Raw genomic sequence first — 18,561 nt, forward strand, 5'->3', positions numbered from 1 at the left:
ATGGGGACCGCCATCTCAGCGGGAGTAAATGTTCAGGCCAGGGAAGAAGAAGGCAACTTCCACTTGCGCTGTTTCAGGAGCATCAGAACCGTGCACGGCGTTGGCATCGATGCTGTCTGCAAAGTCAGCGCGGATCGTGCCAGCGTCAGCCTTCTTAGGATCGGTAGCGCCCATCAGCTCGCGGTTCTTCAGGATGGCGTTTTCACCTTCCAGAGCCTGGATCATCACAGGACCGGAAATCATGAAGTCCACCAGATCTTTGAAGAAAGGACGTGCCTTGTGCACAGCATAGAACTGCTCGGCTTCCAGGCGCGACAGGTGGGCCATACGGGCAGCCACCACCTTGAGGCCGGCAGCCTCAAAACGGGCGTAGATCTGGCCGATCACGTTCTTGGCCACTGCGTCAGGCTTGATGATGGAGAGAGTGCGTTCGATAGCCATGTTGATATTCCTGAATAAATGTTACTGAAATTCTTTTGCCTAGCAGACAAAACCCTCGATTCTAACCGTGCTGCGCGATCAAGAGCGACCACGGCCGCGTCGAGCGCCCCCCCCACCCGGGGCGCGTTGCGCCTGGCGTTGACGGGAGAGGCTGTCGGACCCGATGTATCCCACCGACGTTTTCATCGGGTCGGGCTGGGCTCCGCCACGCTGGCGATCACCTGCCGAGCCCGCACCACCATCATCACGACGGCGCGAACGTTGCCCGCCAAAGGCACCCACAGCACCTCGGTCGTTGCGGCGGGCTGGCGCACCCGGGCTACCACTTTTGCCACGGGGGTTCGCTCCTGCACGCCGCTGCGCACCCGCATCACCATCACGGTCAGGCGCTGCATCGCTGCCCTCGCCTGCGGCGCGCAACAGCGAGCGGATATCGGAATCATCCAACTCCATCCAGGCACCGCGCTTGAGCCCTCGGGGCAACATCATGGCGCCATATCGGATGCGAATCAGACGACTGACGGCATGCCCGACCGACTCAAGCATGCGGCGCACTTCCCGATTGCGCCCCTCAGAGATCGTGACCCGATACCAGCAGTTTGATCCCTCACCGCCACCGTCTTCAATGGAGCCGAAGGAGGCCATGCCATCGTCTAGGCGCACGCCATCGAGCAGCCGTTGCTTCTCTTCGTTGCTGAGCGCCCCCAAGACACGCACAGCGTACTCGCGCTCCAGCCCGAACCGGGGGTGCATCAACTTGTTGGCCAACTCTCCGGAGCTGGTAAACAGCAACAAGCCCTCGGTGTTCAAATCCAAGCGCCCCACAGACTGCCACTTGCCATTTTGGAGTCGGGGTAATTTGCGAAACACCGTGGGCCGGTTTTGCGGATCGTCGTGGGTCACCACCTCGCCGACGGGCTTGTGGTACGCGATCACCCTGGGTGGCGGCGGGTCAATGCGATAGCGAATGGGTTTGCCGTTGACCTTGACTTGGTCGCCGTACTGGATGCGCTGACCCACGTGGGCGGGCTCGTTGTTGACAGAGATCCGCCCCTCCAGAATCAATTGCTCCATCTCAAGGCGCGACCCCAAACCCGCCTGGGCCAAGACCTTGTGCAACTTGGGGGTTTCCACCTGCGGCAACAGCACCCGCTTGGCTGGCAGGGCATCGCCTTCGGCATCCTCATCGTCAAACCGGCCCGACACCACATCAGAGAACTGATAACCCTGCGCAGCACCTGCAGAGGACTGAGGCTTGGCACCGGGACGCCCCCCACGGGACTTAACGGACGGAGACTCGGGTGCGGAATTTTCTGGCACAGCGTCAACCACTAGTGGCTCCACAGCAGCGCCAACATCATCTGCCAAGTCCGCCGCAGAGGATGCTGGTTTTTTGGTTGCGGCACGCTTGCGTGGAGCCCGTGCTGCAGGTGCAGCATCGTCTTGGACAAGTGGCTCGCGCGGAAGGTCTTCCGCATTCACTGGAGTCGAATCATTCATGTGGGGTTCCTGTAATGCCATCACTGGCATCTACCTGGTCATTGCGGAGCGTGTCCTCCGCCATTTCAAACAAATCACCGCCCAAAGCACCACCCGCCCCCCCAGCCTGTGCTGACGGCACATCGGCTGCAGCCTCTAGCGGAGTCAAGTCGCTCCCGCCACCTTCTTGTACACCTGTGGACTGGGCCGCTGCCATCGCCTCCAGCACATTGGCGTGGGACGAAGGATCGTCCAACACCGGCAGTTGGTCCAGCGATGAAAGCCCCAGGTCATCCAAAAACTGCCGGGTCGTTGCAAACAATGCAGGACGACCCACCGTTTCCCGGTGACCAATCACCTCCACCCACCCTCGGTCTTCCAGTTGCTTGATGATCAGACTGTTCACGGTCACCCCGCGAATGTCTTCAATATCCCCCCGGGTGACCGGCTGGCGGTACGCAATGATGGCCAAAGTTTCCAGCGTGGCGCGGGTATACCGGGGCGGCTTTTCAGGGTGCAGGCGGTCCAGATACTCGCGCATCTCAGGCTTGCTCTGAAAGCGCCAACCTGTCGCCACTTGCACCAGTTCCACACCACGAGGTTCCCAATCCCGCTGCAGGTCTTGCAGCAGCATTTTCAGCGTGTCTGAGCCCAGGGCATCATTGAACAATACCCTCAGCTCACGCAAAGGCACGGGCTGAGGAGCACAGATCAGGGCAGTCTCTAGGACCCGCTTGGCATCCACCGTATTCATGGTTCAGCGATTCCGGAAAATGGCCCTCGCAACAGGAAGGGCTCACCGATAGCAGGGATTGGTCAAAGGGCGCTGAAAGCGCGGTCGGTATACGACAGGGCCCGGCGGGATTCCGTCTTCGGGCATTCTCAGGCCTCACGGCCCATTGCTACGGATTGTAGCTCAGCCCCCAATCGGACAGCGCCAAGCGCATATCCGCAGGCACGGGCGCCTCAAGCACCAAGTCATCACCTGTGACTGGATGCCTGAAGGCCAGACGGTAGGCATGCAACGCCTGCCTTTGTATTGCCCCCACGGGAGAGCCGCCATACAACGAGTCCCCCACCAGCGCATGCCCCAGCGAGGCCATGTGAACGCGAATCTGGTGCGTGCGCCCCGTGTGCAAGGTGCATTCAACCCAGCACCCCTGCCCACAAGACTGCAGCAGGCGAATATCAGTGCGCGCCGCCTTGCCTGCATGGGTAGAGAGATCCACCACCGCCATGCGCAGCCGATTGCGAGGATCACGCCCTATTGGTGCATTCACCGCACGCTGAGCATTCCCGGCCCAGGGCTTGTGCGCCAAGGCAAGGTACTTGCGGCTGACGTCGCGGGCCGCAATCATGGTCACCAGCGCATCCATCGTTGACCGATCACGCGCCACCACCATCAGGCCACTCGTGTCCTTGTCGAGTCTGTGCACAATGCCCGCACGGGGCACCAAAGCAGCCCGCTCATCACGCCCCAAAAGGCCATTGAGCAAGGTACCACTCCAATTGCCAGGCGCCGGGTGCACCACCAAACCCGAAGGCTTGTTGATCACCAGCAGATGGGGGTCCTCGTACACCACATCAATGGGCATGGACTCTGGACGAAACGCCTGGCTTTGCAGCGTAGGGCGCATTTCCAGCACCACCGCATCACCGGCCTTGACGCGGGTTGACGGCTTGGGCACCACCCGGCCATTGACCGCCACCAACCCCTGCCCCAGCAGTTGCTGCAAATAGCTGCGTGAAAACTCAGGCACCAACTCTGCCAGAGCGCGATCCAGGCGCTCACCGTGCTGCGACACAGGCACAGACATGGTCCGCAACTCAGACTCTGCGGCAATGCCATCGGCCAGCTCGCCCTCCAAACCATCCTCTGCCACGGCCTGGATCAAGCCCTGGGCCCCATCTTCGGATTCAGGCTGCGCGAGGGGCGATGCTGCGTTTGCGCCCTCCAAAACGCTCAAAGGGGCTTTCGCCCCTTTGAATGCCACAGACTTGGCCACGCTCAACGGGCCGCCAAGTAGCGCGCCGGGTCTACCGGCTTGCCCTGACGGCGAATTTCAAAATGCAACTTCACCCGGTCTGCATCCGTGTTGCCCATCTCGGCAATCTTCTGACCGCGCCGCACCGCCTGGTCCTCCTTGACGAGCAAGGTCTGGTTGTGGGCGTACGCTGTCAAGAACGTGTTGTTGTGCTTAAGGATGATCAGGTTGCCATAGCCACGCAAACCAGCCCCCGAATACACCACGCGGCCGTCTGCTGCAGCCAGCACAGCATCTCCAGCCTTGCCTGCGATGTCATAGCCCTTGTTGCGGGCTTCGTCAAACCCCGCCAACAAAGCGCCGGATGCGGGCCAGATGAAAGCCACATCGTCCTCGACCGCACCCGCAGGAGGTGCTGCCGGTGCAGGGGCTGCAGCAGGCGTTGGCGTTGCAACGGCCACAACGGGCGCTGCCCCAGAGGCAGGCGTCTTGGGAGCACTGGATGCACTGGCCGCAGCGGCTGGCGTCACAGACGACGATGTGACGGGGCGCGTCACCACGCCGGTGTCGGACGAGACGGCCGCAGAGGCGGCTGGCGCGGGAGCAGGCACTGAGGCACTCACTCGCAACACCTGCCCGACCTCGATCAGGTTGGGGTTCTCCAGATTGTTCCAGCGGGCAATGTCTTTCCAGCCCTGGCCGTTTTCCAAGCCGATGCGGATCAGGGTATCCCCAGGCTTGACGGTGTAGTAGCCCGGTTTGCCGGCATTTTCAGCGCCAGGCAACGGCTTGATGGGGGTTGCCACCACCACACCAGGCTGAGAGCTGGAGACAGACGCGTTGTTAGAAGACGTCCCCCGATCTTCCACTGGGGCCTTGCTCAGCCGGGTGCCGCAGCCGGACAGCAGAACCCCCGCCATCGCCACAGAAAACCCAACGACAAGACCACGCGATACGAACATAAGCAATTCCCTTCAGGCAATCCCCGATTTTAGAGGGACAAAATGAACCGGTTCGAGCACGTTTTGTTTCAAACCGTGCACCGTTTTGTCGATTACGAGCAACATTTGCTGACCACCGGCCACCGCCATAGGGGCCACCAAGCGCCCCCCCACGGCCAATTGGTCGCACCAGGCCTGCGGTACCGAGTCGCCACCCGCCGCCGCAATGATGGCGGCGTAAGGGGCGCCCTTGGCATATCCAAGCATTCCATCGCCAAACAGCAAATGCACATTAGGCAAGCGAAAGGGGCGCAAATTGTCACGGGCTTTTTCATGCAGATTGCGCACGCGCTCCAGCGTGTAGACCTCGCGGGCCAGCAGGCTCAGCACCGCCGCCTGGTAGCCACAGCCCGTGCCAATTTCCAGAACACGCCCCATCCCACCCGCACGCGCACCCTCAGCACCCAGAAGCAACTCGCACATGCGGGCGACGATGCTGGGCTTGGAGATGGTCTGCCCCATGCCGATGGGCAAACTGGTGTCTTCGTAGGCTTGGTTACCCAGGGCGCTGTCGACAAAGCGATGGCGCTCCACAGCCCCCATGGCCTGCAGAACCTGGGGGGAAGAGACACCTGCGGCTGCGAGCTTTTGCACCATGCGGGCACGCACCGCCGCAGAATCCAGCCCCGTGCCCACGGCCGTCGGCACCGCCACCCGGCCCACCACGGGCAAAGCCGGGGCCGGGGGCTTGGCCGCCGGGGCATTGGACGCCCCCGGTAATTTGGCGGGAAAACCTGGGCGCCGCTGCATCAGTGCCCGCCTCCGCCAGCAGCACCGACAGCCTGCATACGGGCGGCGGTTTGCGCCCAATACCCCAGATAATCGTGGTCTGTCAGGTCAACCTTCAGGGGCGTCATCGACACATGGCCCTGCGCCGTGGCATGGAAGTCCGTGCCCTCGGCATCGTCCTTGGCCGGCCCCGCGCCGCCGATCCAGTACATCACCTCGCCCCTAGGGCTTTCCTGCGTGATGACCCGCTCTGCAGCATGGCGACGCCCCAGGCGGCACAGCTTCAGAGGCTTGAGCGCTTGCAGCGGCATGTTGGGAATATTGACATTCAGCAGCCAAGGCGATGCCGCCGAAGACGCCACAGGGGCCACCAAATTGCTGTGCAGCAACTGCGCCACGATCTCACGCGCCTTGGCGGCTGCGGCGTCAATCTCGCCCCAACCCTTGTCCACCTGTGAAAAAGCGATGGCCGGAATACCGAACAGATAGCCCTCCATCGCCGCCCCCACGGTGCCCGAGTAAATGGTGTCGTCGCCCATGTTGGCGCCGTTGTTGATGCCCGACACCACCAGATCGGGCCGATAACCCAGCAACCCCGTGAGCGCGATGTGCACGCAATCTGCGGGGGTGCCATTCACGTAGCGGAACCCGTTGGCCGCCTGGTGCACGTACAGGGGGGAATGCAGGGTCAGCGCGTTCGACTTGGCACTGTTGTTGTGCTCCGGGGCCACCACCTCAACGTCTGCCAGAGACTTGAGCGCCTCGTACAACGCCACAATTCCGGGCGCCTGGTAACCGTCGTCGTTGGAGATGAGAATTTTCATGGGGTACGGGTGCTGATTGCAGCGCATTGTAGGAGGGGTGCCCAAGAATGCCCCAAGTGGACATTCGCTGCTTTGGCGATACAGATCAACCTGGGCCCAACCATCCTGGCCACGAAGCGACCCAGACCCATGCCAGCGCCTGCCGAGGGTCTTTGCGACCGGCTCCCGGGGGTCGCTCGTGGGACATCGACCCACCCCGGCCCCACCTATCATCCGCGCCCATAACGACCCAAGGAGACATCCATGCACGCCTGGCTTTGCACCAACCCCACTGGCGTAGACGCGCTGGCCTGGACAGAACTGCCCACGCCCACCCCCAAAGCGGGCGAGGTGCTCATCGAGATCAAGGCAGCCAGCCTGAACTTCCCCGACCTGCTGATTGTGCAGAACAAATACCAGATGAAGCCACCGCTGCCGTTTGTACCGGGCTCTGAGTACGCGGGCACCGTAGTGGCCGTGGGCGATGGCGTCAAGCACCTGCAGGTGGGGCAAAGCGTGGCCTGCCTCTCAGGCACCGGGGGCTTTGGCACCCACACCCTGGCGCCTGCGGCGCTGTGCATGCCGCTGCCCGCAGGATTTCCGGCGGTGGACGCTGCGGCCTTCATCATGATTTACGCCACCTCGCACCACGCCTTGGTAGACCGAGCCCAGCTCAAGGCAGGCGAAACCGTACTGGTGCTGGGCGCCGCCGGGGGCGTGGGCACCGCTGCCATCCAGATTGCCAAAGCCATGGGCGCCCGGGTGATTGCGGCCGCCTCCAGCGATGAAAAGTGCGCGCTGTGCACCTCCATCGGAGCAGACGCCACCATCAACTACAGCAAAGAGAACCTGCGCGATGCCATCAAAGCGCTGACCGATGGCAAAGGCCCCGACGTGATCTATGACCCCGTGGGGGGCGACTTTGCCGAGCCCGCCTTCCGCTCCATCGCTTGGCGGGGCCGCTACCTGGTGGTGGGGTTTGCCTCGGGCCCCATCCCGGCACTGCCGTTCAACCTGGCCCTGCTCAAAGGGGCCTCCATCGTGGGTGTGTTCTGGGGCGACTTTGCCAAGCGGGAGCCCCAGGCCAATGCCGCCATGATGGCCGAGCTGGCCCAGTGGTATGGGCAGGGCAAGATCAAACCCGTGATTGACCGCACCATGCCCATGGCCGAGTTGCCCCAGGCTTACGCCCACATGGGCTCGCGGGGCGTCATGGGCAAGCTGGTCATGGTGAACGACTGACCGCCCGTGGTGCCGGCGGCCACGCCCCAGCCAGGGGCGTGCAGACGCCCCAAAGGCCACCAAAAGGCCACCGCGCCGCAGCAGGGCTGTGTCACACTCAGGCACCCTCGCTGTCCTTGATACTGGTGTTCGCACATGGCAGACCGTCAACCTTACGAAATCGCGCGCGAAACGCTCAAACAACTGGCCACCCGCCGGCTGGCTCCCACGCCAGACAACTACTTGGCCATTTACGACGAGATTGCAGGCACCCGCAGCAGCCAGCCCTTTCCTGATGCCCAGTTGAGCAGCATCCAGCGCCTGCTGCCGGCCCAAACACCGCCCCAAAAGCGGCTGCTCACCCAATTTGAGAGGGCCATCGCCACCAAAGACTGGTCGGCCCTGCAAAGCGTGCTGGTGGGCTACGCCAACCTGGGGCTGAGCCCCGTGGCTGCGGCACCCGTCGCCGCGCCAGAGGGAGCAGCCAGCGGCGTGCTGCCCCCCGACTTTGCCGAGCTGCTGGCCCGCCTCATCGACAACACCCTGCCCGCCCTGGGCGAAGACGATGCACGCGTGCACGACATGGCCGGGCAGCTCACCGGCTTTTTGCGCGAGCCTGCGCCGCCACTGTCCACCGTGCAACTCATGCTGGGCAACTTCACCTACCGCCTGTCGTTCGCCACCGAAGACCAAGCCGCCATCCGCGCCAGCCTGCTGCAATTGCTGCACATGGTGTTTGAGAACATTGCCGTGCTCAGCGTGGACGACCGCTGGCTGCGAGGGCAGGCCGAGGCGCTGATGGCGGCCTCGACTCCGCCGCTCACGCTGCGCCGCCTGGACGACGTGCAACTGCGCCTGAAGGACGTGATCTTCAAGCAAACCGAAGCCAAGGCCCGCACGGCCGAGGCTCAGGAGCAGATGAAGGACCTGCTGGCCACCTTCATCGAGCGCCTCGCGCAGATGACGGCCTCCAGCACCACCTACCACGACACCATGGAGCGCTGCGCCGACTTGATCGGCAAGGCCAACAACCTCCAGGAAATCGCTCCGGTGCTCGAAGAGGTCATGACCGCCACCCGCGCCATGGCCCTGGACACCAAACTCACCCACACCGAGCTGCAAGAACTGCGCGAGCGCACCGACGCCAAGCACGCCGAAGTAGCCAAGCTGCAGCAAGAGCTGGACCGCGCCAGCGCCCAGGCACGGCACGACCCGCTGACCGGCACCCTCAACCGCAAAGGGCTGGACGAGGCCATGGAGCGCGAGGTGGCACGTGCCCGCCGCATGGGCAACCCCCTGTGTGTGGCGCTGCTGGACATCGACAACTTCAAGAACATCAACGACCGACTGGGCCACACCGTGGGCGACGCGGCTTTGGTGCACCTGGCGCAAGTCACCCGCGAAGTGATGCGCCCCCAGGATCTGCTGGCCCGCTACGGCGGCGAGGAATTCGTGCTGCTGCTGCCCGACACCAACGTGGACAGCGGCGTGGCCGCCATGACGCGGCTGCAACGCGAGCTGACCACGCGCTTTTTCTTGCAGGGCAGCGAAAAGATCCTCATCACCTTCAGCGCGGGCGTGGCACAACTGCACGACAGTGAAACCAGCGTGGACGCCCTCAAGCGGGCCGACCAGAGCATGTACCTGGCCAAGCGCTCGGGCAAAAACCGGGTGATGGCCGCGTGACCCCAAGGCCCCCTGAGTCGCCTGCGGCGCCTTCCCCCACCGGGGGACGCCGCCAGCGCGGCGGGGCGGCCCTTGCGCGGCGGCTGCGCGCCTCGGCCGCGCGATTTTGAAGCGCCGCGGACTGCAACCACCGCCCTGAAGCTGCAAACGGAGTCAGCAAGGGAACAACACAGCCCCGGAGCCTGCCATGCCCCCCAAGCAGAGACGACTCTTTTTGCAGCGCGCCGCCCTCGCCGCAGCCGCCACCACCCTGCCCCGCTGGGCCTGGGTGCAAACCGCGCACCTGGCGGACGACCCCTTTGCCCTAGGGGTGGCCAGTGGCGACCCGACCCCTGATGGCGTGGTGCTGTGGACGCGCCTCATCGCCCCGCCCGGCCAGCCCCTGCCCGAGCAAACGGTGCACTGGGAAGTCGCCCACGACGAGGGCTTTCAACGCCTCGTGCAAAAAGGCCAGGCCACCGCCAGCCCTGAGCGGGGCCACAGCGTGCATGTGGAGGTGCAAGGACTGGAGCCCGCCCGGTGGTACCACTACCGTTTTTTGCTGGGGCAGGCCACCAGCGCCACCGGGCGCACCCGCACCGCACCGGCGGCTGACGCCCTGGTGGCCAGGCTGCGCGTGGCCTTTGCCTCGTGCCAGCGGTGGGAGCATGGCCACTACGCCGCCTGGCGCCACCTGTGCGCCGATCAGCCGGAGCTGGTGCTCTTTTTGGGCGACTACATCTACGAATACGCCACGCCCAAAAACACCGATGGGCTGGCACGCACCCACAGCCTGCGCCACGCCACCACGCTGACCGACTACCGCGACCGTTACGCACTGCACAAAAGCGACCCGGCCCTGCAAGCCGCCCACGCCGCCTGCCCCTGGGCCGTGACCTGGGACGACCACGAGGTGCAAAACGACTACGCGGGCGGCCGCAACGGCCAGGGCGATGAGGGTGATGCCAGAGCCTTCCTGGTGCAGCGTTCCGCCGCATGGCAGGCGTTCTACGAAAACATGCCCTTGCGCGCCAGCAGCCTGGTCGATGCGCAGTTTGGGCAGTTTGGACAACTGCAGGTGTACCGCCGCCTGCGCTGGGGGCGACTGGCCCAGCTGCACCTGCTGGACGACCGCCAATACCGCGCCCTGCAAGCCTGCCGCAAACCGGGTGCCAGCAACGCAGGCACCGTGCGCCCAGGCGACTGCGCCGAGCTGGCCAACCCCGCTCGCAGCCTGCTAGGCCCTGCGCAAGAGCAATGGCTGGACACCGGCCTGGCCGCAGACGCCCAAAGCGACCGCACCCGCTGGAGCGTGCTGGCCCAGCAAACCCTGTTCTCGCCGCGCCACTACCCCAGCGGCCAGGTCGCCACCGATGGGTGGGACGGCTACCCCGCAGCGCGCGAGCGCCTGCTGCAATCGGTGCAACGCCACCGGCCGCGCAACACCGTGCTGCTGGGCGGCGACATCCACCAGAACTATGTGTGCAATGTGCATGCCCCTGGCGCGGGCGCCAGCGGTGGCAGCCTGCCGGTGCTGGCCAGCGAGTTCTGCGGCACCTCCATCAGCTCACGCTCTGGCACCACGCAAGACAAGGTGGACGCCATCGCCCGCCACAACCCCCATGTGCTGCTGGCCCGTTGCGAACAACGTGGCTACGGCCTGGCCGACATCACCCCCACGCGCTGGACCACCACCTTGCGCGTGCTGGACAACCCGATGGACGCGGCCAGCACCGCCAGCACCCAGGCCCGCTTTGTGGTGGAAGACCGCAAGCCGGGGCCTGTGGCGGCGTAGGCCTGCGGTGCCAGATGGCTGCAAATGCTATCAAATGAATAGCTTCTAGCGCTTATCAATCAAGCGCTAGGGGCCAAAATCATTGAAACCTCAGCCCCTCTCAGCCTGCCCCAACGCTGGTGCCAGACGATTGCGACGCTTCAGCAAGGCGCTGCTGCGCAATTTTTAACAAAAAGAGGGTTTAGCGCCCATCAAATAAGCGCGAGCAGCTATCAAAAAATGAGCAATCATGGCAAGATTGCCCGCTCTGGAGAACCTGCCAACGATCTCGCAAGAGGTCGTGACCCGGTTCTTGCCGCCTTGCGGCCCCTCCACCCTGTTGCCCCGCACCACCATGCACACCACGCCCCGCCGCTGTCCGACCCTGTCCCTACCTTCCCGCCCTGCATTGCGCACCGCCTGCCTGGCGGCCACGCTGTGGGCGCTGGCGGGCTACAGCGCAGCAGGCAGCCTGCCAGCAGCCGCCAAGGCCGAGGTCAACACCCTGCTCACCCGGCTGCAAACGTCTGGCTGCGAATTCAACCGCAATGGCTCTTGGTACACAGGGGCCGAGGCCAAGGCGCATTTGCTCAAAAAGCTGGATTACCTGGACGGCAAGAACGCGGTGCAAACCACCGAGCAGTTCATTGAGCTGGGGGCCTCGTCCAGCAGCGCCAGCGGCAAGGCCTACCAGGTGCGCTGCGCCGGGGCGGCGGCGGTGGACGCCGGGCCCTGGCTCAAGGGCGAGCTCAAAGCCTTGCGCTCAGGCGCTGCGGCGCCTGCGGCCAAGTAAGCCCCGCCCCTCACACATCAATCGCGCTGGCCGACCCAGCCTGCTTGCGCAGCTCAAACTTCTGAATCTTGCCCGTGCTGGTCTTGGGCAGCTCGCCAAACACCACGGCGCGGGGCACCTTGAAGCCAGCCAGGTGCTTCTTGCAGTGGGCCACGATGTCTTCGGGGGTGGCGGTGGCCCCAGCCTTCAGCTCCACAAAGGCGCAGGGGGTTTCGCCCCACTTGGCGTCGGGCTTGGCCACCACGGCGGCGGCCAGCACGTCGGGGTGGCGGTAGAGCACATCTTCGACCTCGATGGACGAGATGTTCTCGCCGCCCGAGATGATGATGTCTTTGCTGCGGTCCTTGATCTTGATGTAGCCATCGGGATACTGCACGGCCAGGTCGCCGCTATGGAACCAGCCGCCGCGAAAGGCGTCTTCGGTGGCCTTGAGGTTCTTCAGGTAGCCCTTCATGGCGATGTTGCCCCGGAACATGATCTCGCCCATGGTCTCGCCGTCGTGCGGCACGGGCTGCAGGGTTTCAGGGTCCAGCACGCGCACATCGCGCTGCAGGTGGTAGCGCACGCCCTGGCGGGCGTTGAGGCGGGCGCGCTCGCCAATATCCAAAGCATCCCACGCCTCGTGCTTGGCGCACACGGTGGCCGGGCCATACACCTCGGTCAGGCCGTACACGTGGGTCAAATCGAACCCCATCTTCTCCATGCCCTCGATCATCGAGGCCGGAGGGGCAGCGCCCGCCACCATGGCCTTGACGCCTGCGGGCACGCCCACCTTCATCGCATCGGGGGCGTTGACCAGCAAGCCGTGCACGATGGGCGCGCCACAGTAGTGCGTAACGCCGTGGTGGCGAATGGCGTCAAAGATCGCCTGTGCTTCCACGCGGCGCAGGCACACATTGACGCCCGCGCGCGCCGCAATCGTCCACGGAAAGCACCAGCCGTTGCAGTGGAACATGGGCAGCGTCCACAAGTACACGGCGTGCTTGGGCATGTCCCACTCCAGCACATTGCTGATGGCATTGGTGGCCGCGCCCCGGTGGTGGTAGACCACGCCTTTGGGGTTGCCGGTGGTGCCGCTGGTGTAGTTCAGGGCAATGGCATCCCACTCGTCGCCGGGCAGCTCCCAGGCAAACTGCGCGTCACCACTGGCCACAAAGGCTTCGTAGTCTGGGCCCGGCAAGGTCTGGGCTGGCGCGCCGTACAGGTCGTCATGCACCTGCACCACCAGCAGCGGGGCGGTGGACTGGCGCAGCGCCAGGGCCTTGGCCAGGGTGGCGGTGAACTCCGGGTCCACGATCACGGCCCGGGCCTCGCCGTGGTCCAGCATGAAGGCGATGGTCTCGGGGTCCAGCCGGGTGTTCAGGGCATTGAGCACGGCCCCGGCCATCGGCACGCCAAAGTGGGCCTCGACCATGGGCGGGGTGTTGGGCAGCATCACCGCCACGGTGTCGTTTTTGCCGATGCCGCTGCGCTGCAAGGCGCTGGCCAGCTGGCGGCAGCGGGCGTAGGTCTGCCCCCAGGTCTGGCGCTGCGCACCGTGCACGATGGCCAGGCGGTCGGGGTAGACCTCAGCCGCCCGCTCCAGAAAGCCCAACGGGGACAGGGGCGCAAAGTTGGCCGGGTTGCGCGGCAGGTGCTGGTCGTACGCAGAGGTCATCACATCCATCCTTGGGCAAAAAACAGGTAATTTCCCATTACAGCCCCCCGGGCTGACAGCGCGCTGAAAGCGCCCTGGCCGCAATTTACGGCGACCCGCCCGGGAAGCACCACGCATGGGCGAAAATACCCCCGTGTCCATCCCCCAGTCGTTCATCCAAGAGTTGCTCTCGCGCGTCGACGTGGTCGATATCGTGGGCCGCTACGTGCAGCTCAAAAAAGGCGGCGCCAACTTCATGGGGCTGTGCCCCTTTCACGGGGAAAAATCGCCCTCGTTCAGTGTCAGCCCCTCCAAGCAGTTCTACCACTGCTTTGGCTGCGGCAAGAACGGCAACGCCATCAGCTTCTTGATGGACCATGCGGGCATGGGCTTCATCGAGGCAGTAAACGACCTCGCCCAAAGCGTGGGCCTGCAGGTGCCTGACGACGACATCTCCCCCCAGGAGCGCGAGCGCGCCGCTGCCGCCCGGCAAAAGCAGGCCACGCTGACCGATGTGCTGGAAAAAGCCGCCGACGCCTACCGCCGCCACCTGCGCGAGTCGCAGCGCGCCATTGGCTACTTCAAGGGCCGGGGCGTGTCGGGCCATGTGGCCAAGCAATATGGCCTGGGCTACGCGCCCGAGGGCTGGCGCAGCCTGGCCAGCGTGTTCCCGGCGTACGACGACCCGCTGCTCGAAGAAAGTGGCCTGGTCATCGTCAACGATGAAGACGGCGGCAAACGCTACGACCGCTTCCGCGACCGGGTGATGTTCCCGATCCGCAACGTCAAAGGCGAGTGCATTGGTTTTGGCGGGCGGGTGCTGGGCGACGACAAACCCAAGTACCTGAACTCGCCCGAAACCCCGGTCTTCCACAAAGGGCGCGAGCTGTACGGCCTGTTTGAGGCCCGCACGCCCATCCGCGAGGCGGGCTACGCGCTAGTGACCGAAGGCTACATGGACGTGGTGGCGCTGGCGCAGCTGGGCTTTCCGAACGCCGTGGCCACGCTGGGCACGGCCTGCACGCCCGAGCATGTGCAAAAGCTGCTGCGCTTTACCGACGCGGTGGTCTTCAGCTTTGACGGCGACGCCGCCGGGCGCCGCGCCGCGCGCAAGGCGCTCGATGGTGCCCTGCCCCACGCCACCGATACGCGCAGCATCAAGTTCTTGTTTTTGCCTGCCGAGCACGACCCCGACAGCTACGTGCGGGAGCACGGCACAGACGCCTTTGCCCGCTGCATTGCCGAGGCCATGCCGCTGAGCCGCTTTCTGGTCGAAGCCGCCAGCGATGGCTGCGACCTGGCCACGGCCGAGGGCCGCGCCCACATGGCCAGCAACGCCCGCCCCCTGTGGGCCAGCCTGCCCGACGGCGTGCTGCGCCGCCAGTTGCTCAGCGAGCTGGCCCAGCTCACCCAGTTGCCCGCCAACGACCTGGCCGACCTGTGGAGCCAGGCATCGGCGCAAGACCACCACCGCCGCCAAGGCCCCAGCGCGGGCGCGCAAGGGCACAGCGCACCAGCCCATTTGCCGTACCACTCGCCCGACGAGCCGCCCTGGGGCGGGCCACCCGATGGCGCCGAACCTTGGCATGGCGCCCCGGATGCGGGCTATGAGGCAAGCTATGGCGCACCCCAAGGCCAGGGCGGCGGCGCCAAGCCTCCGTTTCGCAAAAGCGGGGATTGGAAGGGCAAGGGCGACTGGAAAGGCAAAGGCAACTGGAAGAAGCGCGACGACAGCCCCTGGCCGCCCCAGCCCCGCCTGCCCAACACCCCCATGGCCAGCCGGGTGGACCATGCGGCGCGGCTGCTGCTGTCGCACATGGCGTTTTTGGAGCACCTGGCGCCAGACGACCACACGGCCCTGTGCGCCCTTCCCGCGCCCCACGGCCCGCTGTTTGCCTGGCTGGAGGCGCAATTCATGGAGCACGGCCCCCTGGCCTGGGCGGTGCTGCGCGAGAGCCTGCGTGGCCACGAATGCGAAACGCTGGCCGTGAAAGTGATGACCGGCGCCCATGCCCAAACCGAAGGCGACGTGGCCGAGCTGCGGGCCGAGCTGAGCGATCTGCTGACGCGCATTCAGCTGGAGCAGATCAAGGAACAGCTGAGCGCGGCCAGCGCCAGCGGCGACCTGGCCCTGTGGCGCGAGCTGGATGCGCGCTCGCGCACGCTCAAAGCCGCGCTGGAGCCTGCGGCGCCCAAATAACGCTCAAGTCACGCCCAATTGGCGCCAGGGCCCAGCGGCGTGGCAGCGCGCAAGCCACCGTCCGCGCGCCAAAACCAAAAAGCCACAAAAGCCACACTGCGGGCCCCAACGGTTGAGAATTTCAGCGTAAGTCCTTGAAAAAGGGGCCCGCTGGTATAATGTAGGGTTTTTCGGCAAGAGCGACAGCAGCACCTCCGAGCCGGGCCACCGTGACACGCGCGCACATCAGCGCAGATCAGCCCACTTATCGCAAGGACTGCACACCAAATGTTCGCCCAGACATCTTGCCAATGAGGGCCTCCCCTCCAAGCGCCTGAGCTTTTGCGCTCATGCGTTGCCACCCGCGCCGGGATCTGTGGCGTTTGCGTTTTCTTTGTGTCCGTTTTTGATTCTGAGGTTTTTCATGCCCGCTCAAAAGTCCGCGAAGCCGCCCAAGACTGCTCCAGACACCGCCGCCAAGGCTGTCTCCAAAACCGCTGCCAAAGCGCCTGCCAAGGCTGCAGCGACCAAGAAAGTCCAGACCGTGTACAAAAGCCCAGCCGAGCTGAAAAAAGCCGCCGATGAACTGCTGAAGAAGAAGCCCACCCGCGCCAAAGCCGCGCCGGTCGCCGAGGAAGATGAAGCTGCTGCTGCCGAAGCCCCCAAGAAGAAGCCAGGCCGCCCTGCCAAGGCGGCAGCCTCCGCCGAAGCCAAGGTGCCCGCCAAGCGCGGCCGCAAGCCCAAGGCAGCCGCAGCGGGCGATGACAGCGGTGACGACACCGACCTGTCGGACATCGAAGCAGACTTGGAAGGCGAAGTCGAGGAAACGACCGAGACGGCCGCTACGGTCGAGAAGGTCAAGCCTCTGCGCATGAAGATCAGCAAGGCCAAGGAACGCGCCTTGATGAAGGAATTCGGCCTGGACGAGACCGTTCTGTCCGAAGAAGACCTGCAAAAGCGCCGCTCGCGCCTGAAGACGCTGATCAAGCTGGGCAAGACACGCGGCTACCTCACGCACGTGGAAATCAACGACCACTTGCCCGACAAGCTGGTCGATGCCGAAACCCTCGAAGCCGTCATCACCACGCTGAACGACCTGGGCGTGGCTGTGTACGAGCAAACGCCTGACGCCGAAGCTCTGATCATCACGGACAACGCCCCCGCTGGCGCCACCGAAGAAGAAGCCGAAGAAGCCGCTGAAGCCGCGCTGTCCACCGTGGACTCGGAATTCGGCCGCACTACCGACCCGGTTCGCATGTACATGCGCGAAATGGGCACCGTGGAGCTGCTGACCCGCGAAGGCGAAATCGAAATCGCCAAGCGCATCGAGGGCGGCCTGATGGCCATGATGGAGGCGATCAGCGCATCGCCCGCCACCATCGCCGAGATCCTGAACATGGGCGAAGAAATCCGCGAAGGCAAGGTCGTCATCTCGACCATCGTGGACGGTTTCTCCAACCCCAATGAGGCCGACGACTATGTGGCCGAAGAAGACTTTGACGAGTTCGACGAAGCCGACGATGACGACGGCAAGGGCGGCTCCAAGGCACTGACCAAGAAGCTCGAAGAGCTGAAGAAGCAGGCGCTGGAGCGCTTTGACAAGCTGCGCGAGCTGTTCGAGAAGATCCACAAGATCTATGACAAGGAAGGCTACGGCACCCCGGCCTACACAAAGGCCCAGGCCTCTTTGTCGGAAGAGCTGATGACCATCCGCTTCACCGCCAAGACCATCGAGAAGCTGTGCGACATGGTGCGCGGCCAGGTGGACGATGTGCGCAAGAAGGAGCGCGAGCTGCGCCGCATCATCGTGGACAAGTGCGGCATGCCCCAAGAGACGTTCGTCAAGGACTTCCCGCCCAACCTGCTGAACCTGCAGTGGGTGGAAAAGCAAGCCGCCGCAGGCAAGCCCTGGTCGGCCGTCATTGCGCGCAACATCCCGCCCATCCAGGACCTGCAGCAAAAGCTGATGGACCTGCAGTCGCGCGTGGTGGTGCCGCTGACCGAGCTCAAAGGCATCAACAAGCGCATGAACGAAGGTGAAGCCACCTCGCGCGATGCCAAGAAGGAAATGATCGAGGCCAACCTGCGCCTTGTGATCTCGATTGCCAAGAAGTACACGAACCGTGGCCTGCAGTTCCTCGATTTGATCCAGGAAGGCAACATCGGCCTGATGAAGGCGGTGGACAAGTTCGAATACCGCCGGGGCTACAAGTTCTCGACGTACGCCACGTGGTGGATTCGCCAGGCCATCACCCGCTCGATCGCCGACCAGGCGCGCACCATCCGTATCCCGGTGCACATGATCGAGACGATCAACAAGATGAACCGCATCAGCCGCCAGCACTTGCAAGAGTTTGGCTTTGAGCCCGATGCGTCCATCCTGGCGGCCAAGATGGAAATCCCCGAGGACAAAATCCGCAAGATCATGAAGATCGCCAAAGAGCCGATCTCCATGGAAACGCCGATCGGGGACGACGACGACAGCCACCTGGGCGATTTCATCGAGGACGGTGCCAACACCGCGCCTATCGAAGCCGCCATGCAGGCCGGCCTGCGCGATGTGGTCAAAGACATCCTCGATGGCCTGACCCCCCGCGAAGCCAAGGTGCTGCGTATGCGCTTCGGTATCGAAATGACCAGCGACCACACGCTGGAAGAAGTGGGCAAGCAGTTTGACGTGACCCGCGAGCGCATTCGCCAAATAGAAGCCAAGGCACTGCGCAAGCTCAAGCACCCTTCGCGTTCGGACAAGCTGCGCAGCTTTATCGACTCGCTGTAAAGCGCTGCACAGGGACCGTCCGCCAGCCGGGTGGCCCTGCCCCAGTCCCTGGGCTCAAGCCCGCCGCCTTTGAACA

General features: G+C 64.3%; 14 protein-coding genes. 6 read left to right on the forward strand and 8 right to left on the reverse strand.

The features are described from left to right. Positions 1-15 precede the first annotated feature (15 nt). The 7 genes from ndk to surE form a co-directional block, all read right to left on the reverse strand. Complete coding sequence (ndk, locus tag C8C98_RS02035; RefSeq protein ID WP_099656266.1) at positions 16-441, reverse strand: nucleoside-diphosphate kinase; 426 nt, start codon at positions 439-441, stop codon at positions 16-18. Positions 442-519: 78 nt separating this feature from the next. Continuing rightward, positions 520-1,941, reverse strand: a complete 1,422-nt coding sequence (locus tag C8C98_RS02040) for a pseudouridine synthase (protein ID WP_121452923.1) — start codon at positions 1,939-1,941, stop codon at positions 520-522. Continuing rightward, positions 1,934-2,674 (reverse strand): SMC-Scp complex subunit ScpB, encoded by a 741-nt coding sequence (gene scpB, locus C8C98_RS02045; protein WP_121452924.1) that lies wholly within the window; start codon positions 2,672-2,674, stop codon positions 1,934-1,936. The genes C8C98_RS02040 and scpB overlap by 8 nt, the downstream gene beginning before the upstream one ends. Positions 2,675-2,822: 148 nt before the next feature. Continuing rightward, positions 2,823-3,737, reverse strand: a complete 915-nt coding sequence (locus tag C8C98_RS02050; protein ID WP_121455961.1) for an RluA family pseudouridine synthase — start codon at positions 3,735-3,737, stop codon at positions 2,823-2,825. Between the two features lie 191 nt (positions 3,738-3,928). Further along, the gene (locus tag C8C98_RS02055; RefSeq protein WP_121452925.1) at positions 3,929-4,867 is read right to left on the reverse strand and encodes a peptidoglycan DD-metalloendopeptidase family protein; all 939 of its coding nucleotides are present in this window, start codon (positions 4,865-4,867) and stop codon (positions 3,929-3,931) included. Between the two features lie 12 nt (positions 4,868-4,879). Beyond that, positions 4,880-5,656 (reverse strand): protein-L-isoaspartate(D-aspartate) O-methyltransferase, encoded by a 777-nt coding sequence (locus tag C8C98_RS02060; protein ID WP_121452926.1) that lies wholly within the window; start codon positions 5,654-5,656, stop codon positions 4,880-4,882. Further along, a complete protein-coding gene (gene surE, locus C8C98_RS02065) occupies positions 5,656-6,459 on the reverse strand; it encodes a 5'/3'-nucleotidase SurE (protein WP_121455962.1) in 804 nt (267 codons plus the stop codon). The genes C8C98_RS02060 and surE overlap by 1 nt, the downstream gene beginning before the upstream one ends. A gap of 243 nt (positions 6,460-6,702) precedes the next feature. Here surE and C8C98_RS02070 point away from each other — a divergent pair, with 243 nt between their 5' ends. From C8C98_RS02070 to C8C98_RS02085, 4 genes are all read left to right on the forward strand, one after another. Next, entirely contained in the window at positions 6,703-7,680 is a 978-nt protein-coding gene (locus C8C98_RS02070; protein WP_121452927.1) for an NADPH:quinone oxidoreductase family protein, read from the forward strand. Positions 7,681-7,815: 135 nt separating this feature from the next. Beyond that, positions 7,816-9,345: a diguanylate cyclase gene (locus C8C98_RS02075; RefSeq protein ID WP_121452928.1), complete on the forward strand. Its 1,530-nt coding sequence runs from the start codon at positions 7,816-7,818 to the stop codon at positions 9,343-9,345. Positions 9,346-9,532: 187 nt separating this feature from the next. Beyond that, positions 9,533-11,119, forward strand: coding sequence for an alkaline phosphatase (locus C8C98_RS02080; protein ID WP_121452929.1), 1,587 nt, complete (start codon positions 9,533-9,535; stop codon positions 11,117-11,119). A gap of 229 nt (positions 11,120-11,348) precedes the next feature. Then, the gene (locus C8C98_RS02085) at positions 11,349-11,891 is read left to right on the forward strand and encodes a DUF5329 domain-containing protein (RefSeq protein ID WP_233574420.1); all 543 of its coding nucleotides are present in this window, start codon (positions 11,349-11,351) and stop codon (positions 11,889-11,891) included. Between the two features lie 10 nt (positions 11,892-11,901). On the opposite strand, the gene C8C98_RS02090 is transcribed toward C8C98_RS02085, so the two are convergent. Next, positions 11,902-13,548: an acyl-CoA synthetase gene (locus C8C98_RS02090; protein WP_121455963.1), complete on the reverse strand. Its 1,647-nt coding sequence runs from the start codon at positions 13,546-13,548 to the stop codon at positions 11,902-11,904. Between the two features lie 133 nt (positions 13,549-13,681). On the opposite strand from C8C98_RS02090, the gene dnaG reads away from it, so the two are divergent. Further along, positions 13,682-15,727 (forward strand): DNA primase, encoded by a 2,046-nt coding sequence (dnaG, locus tag C8C98_RS02095; RefSeq protein WP_121455964.1) that lies wholly within the window; start codon positions 13,682-13,684, stop codon positions 15,725-15,727. Positions 15,728-16,130: 403 nt separating this feature from the next. Beyond that, on the forward strand, positions 16,131-18,485 hold the full coding sequence (rpoD, locus tag C8C98_RS02100; protein ID WP_121452931.1) for an RNA polymerase sigma factor RpoD: 2,355 nt from the start codon (positions 16,131-16,133) through the stop codon (positions 18,483-18,485). Positions 18,486-18,561 lie beyond the last annotated feature (76 nt).

Origin of the sequence: Acidovorax sp. 106 (assembly GCF_003663825.1) — a bacterium.
GTDB lineage: Bacteria > Pseudomonadota > Gammaproteobacteria > Burkholderiales > Burkholderiaceae_C > Acidovorax.